Source organism: Aerococcus vaginalis (assembly GCF_053762225.1).
Genome location: NZ_JBSMYC010000002.1, coordinates 240,641 through 254,044 on the forward strand (window position 1 = coordinate 240,641; position 13,404 = coordinate 254,044).

General features: G+C 45.4%; 12 protein-coding genes. All 12 read left to right on the forward strand.

The annotated features are described in order from the left end of the window. Positions 1-62 precede the first annotated feature (62 nt). The 12 genes from ACWOEX_RS03395 to fusA all read left to right on the forward strand — a co-directional run bounded on the left by ACWOEX_RS03395 (position 63) and on the right by fusA (position 13,351). A complete protein-coding gene (locus ACWOEX_RS03395; protein ID WP_455297977.1) occupies positions 63-977 on the forward strand; it encodes a lactate/malate family dehydrogenase in 915 nt (304 codons plus the stop codon). 156 nt (positions 978-1,133) lie between these two features. Continuing rightward, positions 1,134-1,565 (forward strand): FtsB family cell division protein, encoded by a 432-nt coding sequence (locus ACWOEX_RS03400; RefSeq protein WP_455297978.1) that lies wholly within the window; start codon positions 1,134-1,136, stop codon positions 1,563-1,565. A gap of 25 nt (positions 1,566-1,590) precedes the next feature. Beyond that, on the forward strand, positions 1,591-2,016 hold the full coding sequence (locus tag ACWOEX_RS03405; protein WP_455297979.1) for a S1 domain-containing RNA-binding protein: 426 nt from the start codon (positions 1,591-1,593) through the stop codon (positions 2,014-2,016). 80 nt (positions 2,017-2,096) lie between these two features. Continuing rightward, the gene (tilS, locus tag ACWOEX_RS03410; RefSeq protein WP_455297980.1) at positions 2,097-3,467 is read left to right on the forward strand and encodes a tRNA lysidine(34) synthetase TilS; all 1,371 of its coding nucleotides are present in this window, start codon (positions 2,097-2,099) and stop codon (positions 3,465-3,467) included. 55 nt (positions 3,468-3,522) lie between these two features. Continuing rightward, entirely contained in the window at positions 3,523-4,068 is a 546-nt protein-coding gene (hpt, locus tag ACWOEX_RS03415; RefSeq protein WP_455297982.1) for a hypoxanthine phosphoribosyltransferase, read from the forward strand. Positions 4,069-4,197: 129 nt separating this feature from the next. Next, a complete protein-coding gene (ftsH, locus tag ACWOEX_RS03420) occupies positions 4,198-6,405 on the forward strand; it encodes an ATP-dependent zinc metalloprotease FtsH (RefSeq protein WP_455297983.1) in 2,208 nt (735 codons plus the stop codon). Between the two features lie 142 nt (positions 6,406-6,547). Further along, positions 6,548-7,417, forward strand: coding sequence for an Hsp33 family molecular chaperone HslO (gene hslO, locus ACWOEX_RS03425; protein ID WP_455297984.1), 870 nt, complete (start codon positions 6,548-6,550; stop codon positions 7,415-7,417). 71 nt (positions 7,418-7,488) lie between these two features. Continuing rightward, positions 7,489-8,439 carry a tRNA dihydrouridine synthase DusB gene (gene dusB / locus ACWOEX_RS03430; protein WP_455298169.1) on the forward strand — a complete coding sequence of 317 codons (951 nt, stop codon included), beginning with the start codon at positions 7,489-7,491 and terminating at the stop codon, positions 8,437-8,439. A gap of 17 nt (positions 8,440-8,456) precedes the next feature. Then, positions 8,457-9,956 carry a lysine--tRNA ligase gene (lysS, locus tag ACWOEX_RS03435; protein ID WP_455297986.1) on the forward strand — a complete coding sequence of 500 codons (1,500 nt, stop codon included), beginning with the start codon at positions 8,457-8,459 and terminating at the stop codon, positions 9,954-9,956. A gap of 278 nt (positions 9,957-10,234) precedes the next feature. Then, complete coding sequence (gene rpsL, locus ACWOEX_RS03440; RefSeq protein WP_455297988.1) at positions 10,235-10,648, forward strand: 30S ribosomal protein S12; 414 nt, start codon at positions 10,235-10,237, stop codon at positions 10,646-10,648. A gap of 44 nt (positions 10,649-10,692) precedes the next feature. After that, complete coding sequence (gene rpsG, locus ACWOEX_RS03445; RefSeq protein WP_455297989.1) at positions 10,693-11,163, forward strand: 30S ribosomal protein S7; 471 nt, start codon at positions 10,693-10,695, stop codon at positions 11,161-11,163. A 103-nt stretch (positions 11,164-11,266) separates the two neighbouring features. Continuing rightward, positions 11,267-13,351, forward strand: coding sequence for an elongation factor G (gene fusA, locus ACWOEX_RS03450; protein ID WP_455297990.1), 2,085 nt, complete (start codon positions 11,267-11,269; stop codon positions 13,349-13,351). Positions 13,352-13,404: the final 53 nt, after the last annotated feature.

A 13,404-nucleotide genomic window follows, 5' to 3' on the forward strand; every position in this document is an offset into this window, starting at 1 on the left:
AAATGTGGTAGAATCGGAACCATATAGTAAACGTATTCGATAATTAAGGAGGCTGAATGATTATGGGTCGTACCGTAGGAATTTTTGGGCAAGGGAATGTGGGTGCAGCAGTAGCGCATCAATTTGTTGTGTCGGGCATGATCGATCACTTGGTATTGTTTGATACCAACGAAGAGAAAGTCAAAGCTGATGTGCTCGACTATCAGGATGCGATGATGAATTTACCGCATCATACCACACTCAGTTACAACGATAATACCTTGCTGGCGGATTGTGATATTCTAATCTCAACAGTTGGTAATATCGGTCTATCACAGGGCAATGATCGCTTTGGTGAGTTGAAACTAAATAGTAAAGCGGTGGTATCCATCAGTGAAACGATTAAACAGTCCGGCTTTGATGGCACATTGATTGTGATTTCTAATCCGAATGATGTGATTACTAGTCTCTACCAACAGCACATCGGTTTACCAAAAGAACGCGTGATTGGGACAGGAACGTTATTGGATACAGCACGCTTGCATCGTGCACTCGGCGAAATTTTTGATATCGATCCACGTTCCGTTGAAGGTTACGTGCTCGGTGAACACGGCGACTCACAATTTAATGCGTGGTCGACGGTTCGCGTGAATGGCGAGTCAGCAGAAACCTTCCTTCAAGCGAATAATATCGACAAACAACAGATCGGTGATGAGATTCGCTCGGGTGGTTTCACTGTATTACATGGCAAAGGCTACACGAACTATGGTGTCGCAGCTGCGGCGGTTCGTCTGGCGATGGTGGTCTTCACCGATTCTCACAGTCTATTGCCGGTATCTCACTATTTAGAAGAATACCATTCCTATCTTTCCTTCCCAGCCATTGTCGGGCGTGAGGGAATCATTGCGGATGCCAAGATTCAATTGACTGACGAAGAAAAAGTGCAGCTCAAACAGTCTGCTGAATTTATCCAAGAAAAAATTGAATTATCGAAATAAGCGCTCATTGAAAGAGATGCCACTTCCGGATTGGAAGTGGTATTTTCTTTTGTTGTAAAATTAGTTGCGTTGATCGTCGCCTTGATATTGCATTTGTGTGGGCTTTCTCTTAGAATTAAAATAATAGAAATCACTAGAGGGAGCGGAGATCGGGACGTGAAGCAGACACAGCAAAAATCCTCGAAGGTGCATTACTACGAACCGGGTATTGCGAATTATCAGAACGGACGCAAAGCGAAACACAAAAATAAGCAACAACAGATGTATGACTGGATCATGCGTGTGCTGGCTTTTGTGATGATTGGATTTTCATTACTTTTCGTGTTGTTAACAGTGAAAACACATGTTAATACGAGAGCCGTCGTCAACGAAAAACAGCAAGTCGAACAATCTGTCAATACTGAGAAAACAAATCTTAAAAATCTAGAAAACGAGGCCGAATTACTCAAGAATGATGACTACGTGATGAAATTAGCGCGGAGTCGTTACTACATGAGCAAAGACGGCGAAATGATTTTTAGCACGCCTGAAGATAATGCTTCCGACAAGGCGCGACAACTCAACCAACAACAAAATCAAAATTCCTAAAGATCACGAGGAGGATATATAATCAATGACAGTGCAAGTCGGGGATAAAATTACAGGAAAAGTTACAGGAATTACCAACTTCGGTGCCTTTGTGGATATCAATGAAAAAGATAATGGGCTCGTTCATATTTCAGAGGTAGCGAATGAATACGTCAAAGATATAAACGACTTTGTCAAGGTTGGCGATGAAGTGACGGTTGTCGTGACCAAAATCGCAGCGGATGGCAAAGTGGCACTGTCGATGAAACAAGCGCAGCCAAAACCGAAGAAACAGGAGCGTCCAGCGCCTAAGAAACCAGAGCGCCCACGTCAGAAGAAGCAGCGCGGGTCAACGGATGATTTCGATGCAATGATGTCAAGTTTCTTGAAAGATAGCGAAGATCGTCTGACCTCTTTGAAACGAAACACCGAATCTAAACGTGGTGGGCGCGGCGGTCGACGCGGTCATTAGTGATGGACATGAAACATAAGGAAGCTATTTCGGCTTCCTTTTTTTGTCGCTAATGCGAATAATAGACAGGAGGGATAACCGTGGCACAACCATCAACCCCCGATCAACTACTCGACCATTTGAAACATAACTTAACCGCAAATCAGATTGATTTAACGCAAGGTTTCCTACTCGCCGTGTCAGGGGGTGTGGATTCAATGAGTCTACTCGCCTTATTTACAGCGTTGCGTGATGAAGGACTACTAACCTTTGATGTCATGCATATTAATCATCAACTGCGTCCGGATGCGATTGCGGATCAGCGATTAGTGATCGACTATTGCGAAGCGCATGATATTGATTTAGCCGTGCGTATCTGGCGTCACGATGAACTGACTGCAGGCATTGAAGCACAGGCGCGTGCGTTCCGTTACGCAAATTTTGCTGAATATCTGGAAAGCCATCACTGTCGCTATCTCGTCACCGCGCATCATTTGGAGGATGTCAGTGAGACGGTATTGATGCGCCTGATCCAAGGTCATCAATTACGCGCCATTCAAAGTATGCGAGAAACGTCAATGCTCTATAATTATCCCCAAGCGACCGTGTATCGACCGTTACTTGGAATCGAGAAGAACGCCCTCTACGATTTGGCGACGGAATGGCAGATCCCATTTCGTGAGGACACGAGTAATAACGACCTACAATTTACCCGCAATCGTATGCGCCAAAAGTGGCTACCTGAACTCCAAACGGAAGATCCGAACGTGATTGCGCATCTATTTGATTTTTCAAGAGAATTACAGGCTACTTTGAGTGTTTTGGATCGTCAGTTCAGCGCTTGGTGGCAGGATGCAGTGACCTTGATCGATGAGCAGCACTGGTTGATCGATCGTCGAGCGCTCCCAGTATTGACGACACAGGAGCTGGCATTATTTATCCATTATTGCCTGAATCGGATTGATAATGAAACCTTTCAGTCATTCGGACGTAAGGGGCAACAAGCACTCGCAGCGTTTTTACATAGTGATACTCCGCAGGGGGAATGGGCGTTACCGGGCGATTATATACTCAGGAAAGAATATCAATCGATCATCATTAGTCATTTAACAGCCACAGTATCAGTAGCGCGTCCGCAGTTAGCACTGACTATCAGCGATTCGAAGGGAGAAGAGGGGCATCCCATCCCGCCTGAATACAGTAGGGAGACTATCATCTTGAGAGAGCGGCGCCCCGGCGATCGTGTGCGTCTGGCAAATGATCATCATCAAAAAGTGACGCGATACTTGATCAATCAGAAGGTGCCTCAAGCTGTACGCGATCGTTTGCAAGTTATCGTTGTTGGTGAGCAAGAAGTGCTCGGATTGCTCGATTCTAAGACCAGTGAATTGATCTATAGCTATCCAACACAAACTGATGAAACGAAAATATTTTGGTATTTGCGAAATGTAAGCGAAAAAGGTGACTTTTAGGTATAATTTGATAGAATGGGAACATATTTTGCAGTTAGAAAGTAGAGGAACACACATGACAACCCCAGAAAATCCGGATATTGCACGTATTTTGATCGATGAAGAAGAAATTCACCAGGCCGTTGCGAAATTAGGTGAAGAATTAACGGAATATTACAAGGATAAAAATCCGCTCGTTGTTGGTATTTTGAAAGGTTCCGTACACTTCATGAGTGACTTAGTGCGTGAAATGCACTGCCCATTGGAATTAGAATTTATGTCCGTCTCAAGTTACGGTGGCAGTATGGAATCTTCCGGACACGTGAAAGTCTTAAAAGATTTAGATGTCTCTGTCAAAGACCGCCACGTGCTTTTCATTGAAGATATTATCGATACAGGACAGACCATTGAACGTTTACGTGAACTGTTTGAATATCGTGAAGCAGCGTCCGTTCGTGTTGTCGCGTTATTGAACAAGAAGGAACACCGTCAGACTGGTTACACACCAGACTGGGTCGGTATCGAAATTCCGGATGAATTTGTTGTGGGTTACGGTATGGACTATGACCAGAAATATCGTGGTTTACCGTACATTGGTGTGTTGAAACCAGAAGCGATCTAGTCTAGACAACACAGATCTTCTTAACGGAATAATAACATTTAGCGTATGTCTAATATGTTATAATTACTGTTACGAGTACTGTTCAATGACATTTTGAACAAAATTATTGTATAGAAACGGAGCAGTTGAATGCAGAGAGGAAATAAGCCGAAGCGACCAAATAGTTTCCTTAAGAGTGGGCTCTTATGGGTCTTAGTGTTCTTTGCGTTATTAGCCGTTGTCAGTATGTTTACAGGACCAAACTCAGGGTCACAAAGAGACCTGACGCAGTCCGAGTTCGTACAACAGTTACGAGACGGTAAAGTCAAAGAATTTGAAATGCAACCTAAAGCCGGAGCTTTTGAGGTTACAGGTACATACAACGAAAATAGCACGAATGACCAAGATAATCAGGAAGGCTTTACGATCTTTGATAATCAAACCTCTGATCGTCCTGAAGGATTTATCGTTAATGTTCTGCCGAATGACGGGACCATTAGCCAAATTACAGAAGCCGCTGAATCGACGGGCACTCGCGTCAGAGCCCTTGAAGAAAGCCAAACAGGGGTATGGGTCAGCCTATTATTCAGCGCGTTACCGATTCTTCTATTTATCTTCTTGATGTACAACATGACGAGTCAGATGCAGGGACGTGGTCCGGGTAACCCAATGCAAGTTGGTAAATCCAAAGCCAAAGACCGTGCGAAAGAATCCAAAGTACGTTTCTCCGACGTTGCAGGTGCTGACGAAGAGAAACAGGAACTCGTCGAAGTGGTTGATTTCTTGAAGAATCCAGAGAAATATCACGATCTCGGTGCACGTGTACCGAAAGGGATCCTCTTGGAAGGACCTCCAGGAACAGGTAAGACGTTGCTCGCCAAGGCTGTTGCTGGTGAAGCAGGCGTACCGTTCTACTCAATGAGTGGTTCCGAGTTCGTCGAAATGTTCGTCGGTGTGGGTGCGAGTCGTGTACGTGACTTGTTTGACACAGCGAAGAAGAGTGCGCCAGCGATCATCTTTATCGATGAAATCGATGCGGTTGGTCGTAAACGTGGTAATTCCATGGGTGGCGGCCACGATGAACGTGAACAAACGTTGAACCAGTTATTGGTTGAATTAGACGGGTTCGAAGACAAAGACAACGTGATCGTCGTGGCAGCGACGAACCGTTCAGATGTGTTGGATGAAGCGTTGCTCCGTCCAGGACGTTTCGACCGTCAGATTTTGATTGGGCGTCCAGACGTTAAAGGACGTGAAGCCATCCTTAAAGTCCACGCGCGCAACAAGAACTTGGCAGACGATGTCGACTTGAAAGCTGTCGCACAGCAAACACCAGGTTTCACGGGTGCCGAACTTGAAAACGTCTTGAACGAAGCCGCATTGGTTGCCGCGCGTTTGGATAAAAAGACAATCAGCATGATTGATGTCGACGAAGCACAGGATCGTGTTATCGCAGGTCCTGCAAAACCGAGTCGTCAAGTCAACCAGAAGGAACGTCGTATCACCGCCTTCCACGAAGCAGGGCACTCCATCTGTGGTTTGGTCCTGAGCGAAGCGCGTGTCGTACATAAAGTAACGATCGTACCTCGTGGTAAAGCGGGCGGTTACAATATCATGTTGCCGCGCGAAGATCAGAACATGTACTCTGCGAAGGAACTCGACGAACAGATTATCGGTTTGCTCGGTGGTCGTGCCGCTGAAATGGTCTTCTTCGATTCTGCGACGACAGGGGCATCGAACGACTTTGAACAGTCAACGGCGATTGCACGTCAGATGATTACGGAATACGGAATGAGTGAAGAACTCGGCCCGATCAGTTACGAAGGTAACCACAGCATGCGCGGTGCGAATCCGTATGCGGATAAGGCGTACTCCGCAGAAACCGCAGCGAAGATCGATGACGTTCTCCGCAAGAAAATGAGCGCATTGATGGAACGTGCGATTCAAATCGTTCAAGACCATAAAGAACAAGTGACAGCGATTGCTGAAGCCTTGCTCGAATACGAAACCTTGAACGAAAAAGAAATTCGAAGCCTCTATATGACGGGTGAATTGCCAGAGGATGATACAAAAGTTGATGTGCCAGAAAGCAACCCGGCATCATATGAAGAAGCGAAGAAGAAAATGCAACGTGAAGCGCGTGAACGTCAGGAACAAGCGCAGAACGGTGACAACAACGAAAATAACGACAATGAAGTATCAAAACCTTCGACAGAGGATAAAACATCCGGAGTCGAACGTGAAGATACCAAAGAACATGAAGAACAACCAGAACGTCCGAGATCGACAGATGATGATCGTCCGTTGAATCACGATATCGATCAGAACCGTGATATCGATGACGATGATCGTAACTAATGGTTGACTTCACAAGAGAAAAGAGATCGCTCAGGCGGTCTCTTTTTTGTATAGTGAATAGGGAAAAGTAAATCACGCTTGCCATTTGAAAAGTATTTTTAGATAATGGGAAGGTATATGCAAAGGAAACGAGGGAAGTTGAGTGACAGACAGCTTATTGAGAGCATTAGCATTTGATGATCAAATTCGTGTCATGGCGATTGATGCGACGGATACGGTTCGTGAAGCACAGCGTCGTCATGATACCTGGGCAAATGCGAGTGCCGCATTAGGAAGAACATTGGTAGGGACCCTTTTTCTCGCATCGACGATCGGTGACGATGACTTATTGACCGTGCGTATTGCGGGAGATGGCCCACTGGAACAAATTTTAGCAACCGCAAACGGTAAACATGAGGTGAAAGGTTACGTCGTTAAACCGCATGTGGAATTACCATTGAATGATCAAGGTAAAATCGACGTGAAGGGCGCGGTAGGTACAGAAGGTAGCATCACCGTAACGAAGAACCTCGGAATGGAACAGCCGTTCAGCGGTCAGGTGCCATTAGTTTCTGGCGAAATTGCCGAAGACTTTACATATTATTTGGCACAGTCCGAACAGATTCCATCAGCGATGGGACTCGGTGTTTTAGTTGATACGGATGAATCTATCAAACAAGCGGGTGGCTGGATGATTCAGGTATTACCGGGTACAGACGATAAAATTATCGATGCTTTGGAAAAACAAATCCAGACTTTGCCACCAGTTACTAAGATGTTAGAGGCAGGCATGCAGACTGAAGATATCGTGGATGCGATCGCTGGCCGTGATAACTATCGTATCTTGGCAGAGGAAGAAGTTTCATTCCATTGTGACTGTTCGAAGGAACGATTCCGTGACGGTTTGGCATCGATTCAAACGGAAGATATCGAAGCGATGATTCAGGAAGATCGTGGTGCCGAAGTGATTTGCCAATTCTGTGGCGAAAAATATCAATTTACTGAAGACGAACTCAAAGCAATGATTGCGTAAGCGAACGGAGGAGGAATTTCGTGATAAAAATAGGCGATATTGAAATCGAAAATCCGATTGCGGTCGCACCAATGGCTGGTGTATCAAACGTCGCATTCCGTACGATGGTCAAACAGCAAGGTGCGGGACTGGTCGTGTGTGAAATGATTTCCGATCAGGGAATCCACTACCGTAACAAGAAAACATTAGAAATGTTGACGATCGATGACAGTGAATGGCCGTTGTCACTACAAATCTTTGGTGGTAACGAAGAGACATTGGCAGAAGCTGCTGAATTCGTTGAAAAGAATACGAAAGCAGCGATCATCGATATCAATATGGGCTGCCCAGTAAACAAAATCGTTAAGAGCGGTGCGGGCTCCAAAGTGTTATTAGATCCAGAAAAAGTCTATCAGCGTGTCAAAGCAGTTGTTGATGCGACCAACTTGCCAGTAACCGCAAAAATGCGTACGGGTTGGGACAATGACCATCTTTTCGCAGAAGAAAATGCACTCGCTGCACAGTCTGCTGGTGCAAAGATGGTTGCCATGCATGGCCGTACCCGTGCTCAAATGTACGAAGGCAAAGCGGACTGGGAATTACTCGATAAAGTCGGTCAAAAATTGGACATTCCATTTTACGGTAACGGTGATATTCGTACCCCGGAAGAAGCAAAATACGCGCTCGAAAATTACCATGTCGATGGTGTCATGGTGGGACGCGGTAGTCTCGGTAACCCGTGGGAAATTCAGCGCATGGTGCATTACGTTGAAACTGGAGAACTTTTACCAGAGAAGAAAGGTTCCGAACGTATTTTGGCAGCAATCGAGCATTTGAATCGTTTGGAAGACTTACGTGGAAACGATCATGCCACGAATGAATTCCGCAGTATGGTAAGCTATTACTTAAAAGGTATTCCACGTGGGACGAAAGTCAAAGTCGCATGTATGGAAAGTGAAACCGTACAGGACACGCGTGACACCTTGAATGCTTTCTATGAGAAAACTGTTGAACGTGAAAATAAAGCAATGAACCGTGCGTAGAGATATAGGAGGATAGTATGGCAAAGGATAACGAATTAAATGACCAAATGCAGGTGCGCCGCGATAAGGTGGAAATGCTGAAAGAAAATGGCTATCAACCTTACGCGAGTGCCGACGCTTTCAAGCCGGAACAACATTTCCAAGACCTGCAAGAACAATACAAAGATGATGACAAAGAAGCGCTCGAGGGCAAACACATTAACGTCAAAGTCGCTGGTCGTCTGATGAGTAAACGTGGAAAAGGTAAAGTCGGTTTCGGTGACCTTCAGGATGCGACGGGACGTTTACAGCTTTACATCCGTCGTGACGAAGTTGGCGAAGATGATTACCGTGCCATCTGGAAGAAAGCCGATCTCGGTGACATCATCGGTATCGAAGGGGAAATCATGCGTACAGACATGGGTGAACTTTCTGTTCGTGCCGACCGTATCGTTCACTTGACAAAATCCCTGCGTCCATTACCGAAAGATCACTTCGGAATCAAAGACCAGGAAATCATTTACCGTGAGCGTCAATTAGATTTGATCATGAACCGCGACAGCTACGATGTATTTGTGAAACGCTCTAAGATCATCACCGCTGTTCGCGAATACTTGAACAGCAACGATTATCTTGAAGTTGAAACACCAGTGCTTCACAACTTGGCAGGTGGGGCGTCCGCGCGTCCGTTCATCACGCACCACAATGCGTTGGACATGGACTTGTACTTGCGTATTGCTTTGGAATTGCACCTCAAACGTCTAGTTGTCGGTGGTATGGAACGTGTCTACGAAATTGGACGTGTTTTCCGTAACGAAGGGATCGACCATACGCATAACCCAGAGTTTACCGAATTAGAAGTTTATACCGCCTACTACACGATGCACGACGTTATGGATCTTGTTCAGAACATGTTCCAGTATGTTGCGGACAAAGTGAACGATGGTAACCGTACCTTAACTTACGGCGATAAAGAAATTCACTTGGATGGCGAATGGCCACGTATCCACATGGTTGATGCAATCAAGGAACAGACAGGCGTAGACTTCTGGCCAGAAATGACAGACGAAGAAGCACGTGCTTTGGCTAAGGAACACAATGTACCAGTCGAAGCAACAGATACATACGGGCACGTGGTGAATAACTTCTTCGAAGAATTCGTTGAAGATACCTTAGAACAGCCGACATTTATCTATGGCCATCCAAAAGCGATCTCACCATTGGCACGTGGTAACGAAGAAGATCCGCGCTTTACGGACCGTTTTGAATTCTTCGTTGCCGGTCATGAATACGGCAATGCCTTCACAGAGTTATCCGATCCGATCGATCAGCGTGAACGTTTCGAAGCGCAGATGGAAGAAAAAGCGAACGGTAATGATGAAGCACAACCGCTCGACGAAGAATTCCTCCGTGCATTGGAAGTCGGTATGCCACCAACGGGAGGACTCGGTATTGGTATCGACCGCATGGTAATGTTATTTACCGACCGTCAATCCATCCGCGATGTGCTCTTATTCCCAACCATGCGTAACAAATAAGCAAAAAAAAATTAGTGAAATAAAATTGACATACAGGAATAGTGATGATACTCTACATAAGGTGCTTTTTGTATACAGATTCCTGTATATGATTCATACAGTCGTGCTGACTGAGATACATAAGCCACAGCTAGTCGTGGATTGACTAGTGCACCATTTCATTTCTACAAAAAAGCAATGCGGGACATTTCGTCCCCATTTTTTCAGGGTAAAATGACACACCTGGCACTGTGGAACATGGAAATGGCATAGCACAAACGGAAGGAGGAGCAAATTTAATGCCTACAATTAACCAATTAGTACGCAAACCACGTAAATCATCCCACGCGAAGTCTAAATCTCCAGCTTTGGGATACGGTTACAACTCAATGAAGAGCAAACCAACGCGTTCTAACTCTCCACAGAAACGTGGGGTATGTACCCGTGTTGGTACGATGACTCCTAAGAAACCGAACTCTGCGTTACGTAAATACGCACGTGTACGTTTGTCTAACCTTTTAGAGGTGACAGCTTACATTCCAGGTATCGGTCACAACTTGCAGGAGCACAGTGTTGTATTGATCCGTGGTGGACGTGTTAAAGACTTACCAGGGGTTCGTTACCACATCGTTCGTGGTGCATTGGACACTGCTGGGGTTGAAGATCGTCAACAAGGACGTTCTAAATACGGTACCAAGAAACCTAAGAAATAATTAATTACTTAAAATAAAAATATCTATCGAAAGGAGGAAACTGAATGCCTCGTAAAGGTCATGTTGCTAAACGTGAAGTGTTGCCAGATCCAATTTACAAATCTGAATTAGTTAGCCGTTTAATCAACCGTTTGATGTTAGACGGAAAACGCGGAAAGGCAGCAACGATTTTGTACAACGCTTTTGACATCATCAAAGAAGAAACTGGTCGTGCACCAATGGAAGTTTTCCAAGAAGCTATGGAAAACATTCAACCATTGTTGGAGGTTAAAGCTCGCCGTGTCGGTGGTGCGAACTACCAGGTACCAATGGAGGTTCGTCCAGACCGTGGACAGACTTTAGCATTACGCTGGTTAGTTACCGCTGCTCGTAACCGCGGTGAGGGTGAGATGGAAACGCGTTTGAGTCGAGAAATTATCGACGCTTCTAACAATACGGGTGCTGCTGTTAAGAAAAAAGAAGACAGCCACCGTATGGCAGAAGCAAACAAGGCTTTCGCTCACTTCCGCTGGTAGGATGGTGGTTCACTCGTTGTGTCGTCTTGAACGTGCAATGGGTGAGATAGTCTTAAAAGTCGCTTGTAACATTTAATCTTGATAAGAAGGAGTAACTGACAAGATGGCAAAAAGAGATTACCCTCTTGAGAAAACGAGAAATATCGGGATTATGGCGCACATCGATGCCGGTAAAACGACAACGACGGAACGTATCCTGTACTACACTGGTCGTATCCACAAGATTGGTGAAACCCACGATGGTGCTTCACAGATGGACTGGATGGAACAGGAACAGGAACGTGGGATCACAATTACCAGTGCGGCTACAACCGCTCACTGGAACGATCACCGCGTAAACATCATCGATACACCAGGACACGTGGACTTCACAGTCGAAGTTGAACGTTCCCTTCGTGTATTGGATGGTGCCGTAACCGTATTGGACGCACAGTCTGGGGTAGAACCACAGACTGAAACTGTATGGCGTCAGGCTGATACTTACCACGTTCCACGTATCGTTTTCGCGAATAAGATGGACAAAATCGGGGCTGACTTCTTATACTCCGTTAACACCATCAAAAATCGCTTAGGTGCGAACGCTGTGCCAATCCAATTACCAATCGGTTCTGAAGATTCATTCTCAGGTATTATCGACTTGGTAACCATGGAAGCCGAAGTCTACGGAGACGACTTGGGTACTGTGATTAACCAGGAAGAAATCCCTGAAGAATACAAAGAAGAAGCTGAAAAATGGCACAGTAACTTGGTTGAAGCATGTGCTGACCTCGATGACGAATTGATGATGTCTTACTTGGAAGGTGAAGAAATTACACCAGAACAATTGAAAGACGTTATCCGTCGTGCAACCTTGAACTTGGATATGTTCCCAGTTCTCTGTGGTTCTGCATTCAAGAACAAAGGGGTTCAGATGATGTTGGACGCTGTTATCGACTACTTACCAGCACCAACTGACGTGCCTCCAATCAAAGGTGTATCTAAAGATGACCCAGATGCAACGATCGAAGTTCGTGCGAACGACAAAGCGCCTTTCGCTGCTTTAGCATTTAAGGTAGCGACTGACCCTTACGTTGGTCGTATCACTTTCATCCGTATCTACTCTGGTTCATTGAAATCAGGTTCTTACGTACAGAACACTTCTAAAGACACGCGTGAACGTGTTGGTCGTATCTTATTGATGCACGCTAACTCACGTTCTGAAGTTGACGAAGTCTTCTCTGGTGATATCTGTGCGGCTGTCGGTTTGAAGAACACTTCTACTGGTGACACACTCTGTGACGAAGACAACGAAGTATTGTTAGAGTCTATGGAATTCCCAGAACCAGTTATTGAAGTTGCGATTGAACCTGACACGAAAGCTGACCAAGACAAGATGCAGATTGCACTTGGTAAGTTAGCTGAAGAAGACCCTACCTTCCGTGCTTCTACTGACGATGAAACTGGTCAGACAGTTATCGCCGGTATGGGTGAGTTGCACTTAGACATCATCGTTGACCGTTTGAAACGTGAATTTAACGTTTCTGCTTCTGTTGGTGCGCCTCAGGTATCTTACCGTGAGACATTCACTAAACAGACTGAAGCAGAAGGTAAATTCGTCCGCCAGAGTGGTGGTAAAGGTCAATACGGGGATGTTTACATTGAATTTACCCCTAACGAAGAAGGTGCCGGTTTCGAATTTATCAACGAAATTGTCGGTGGTGCCGTTCCTAAGGAATACATCCCTTCAGTTGAAGCCGGTTTGAAAGATGCAATGGCGAACGGTGTGTTGGCAGGCTTCCCATTGGTTGACTTGAAAGCACGCTTATTCGACGGATCTTACCACGATGTCGACTCCAGTGAAGCGGCCTTCAAGGTTGCTGCTTCCTTAGCATTGCGTGAAGCTGCTAAGAAGGCTGAACCAGCAATCTTGGAACCTATCATGAAGGTTGACGTTGTAATCCCAGAAGAATACCTCGGTGATATCATGGGTCACGTTTCTGCACGTCGTGGACGTATCGAAGGACAAGAACCACGCGGTAACGCTGTTCAATTACACTCCTTCGTACCACTTGCTGAAATGTTCGGTTACGCAACAACCTTGCGTTCAGCTACTCAGGGACGCGGTACCTTCACAATGACATTCGATCATTATGAAGCTGTTCCGAAATCTATCCAAGAAGAAATCATCGAACAATACGGTAAACACTAGTATCGTCAGCACAATAAATATCGAGTAATGATACCTTTCGTTGCTTGACTTTT

Bases quoted from the DNA above. Each gene is read 5' to 3' on its own strand.
- ACWOEX_RS03395 (WP_455297977.1), top strand. From the start codon at position 63: ATGGGTCGTACCGTAGGAATTTTTGGGCAAGGGAATGTGGGTGCAGCA.
- ACWOEX_RS03405 (WP_455297979.1), top strand. From the start codon at position 1,591: ATGACAGTGCAAGTCGGGGATAAAATTACAGGAAAAGTTACAGGAATT.
- hpt (WP_455297982.1), top strand. From the start codon at position 3,523: ATGACAACCCCAGAAAATCCGGATATTGCACGTATTTTGATCGATGAA.
- ftsH (WP_455297983.1), top strand. From the start codon at position 4,198: ATGCAGAGAGGAAATAAGCCGAAGCGACCAAATAGTTTCCTTAAGAGT.
- dusB (WP_455298169.1), top strand. From the start codon at position 7,489: ATGGCTGGTGTATCAAACGTCGCATTCCGTACGATGGTCAAACAGCAA.
- lysS (WP_455297986.1), top strand. From the start codon at position 8,457: ATGGCAAAGGATAACGAATTAAATGACCAAATGCAGGTGCGCCGCGAT.
- rpsL (WP_455297988.1), top strand. From the start codon at position 10,235: ATGCCTACAATTAACCAATTAGTACGCAAACCACGTAAATCATCCCAC.
- rpsG (WP_455297989.1), top strand. From the start codon at position 10,693: ATGCCTCGTAAAGGTCATGTTGCTAAACGTGAAGTGTTGCCAGATCCA.
- fusA (WP_455297990.1), top strand. From the start codon at position 11,267: ATGGCAAAAAGAGATTACCCTCTTGAGAAAACGAGAAATATCGGGATT.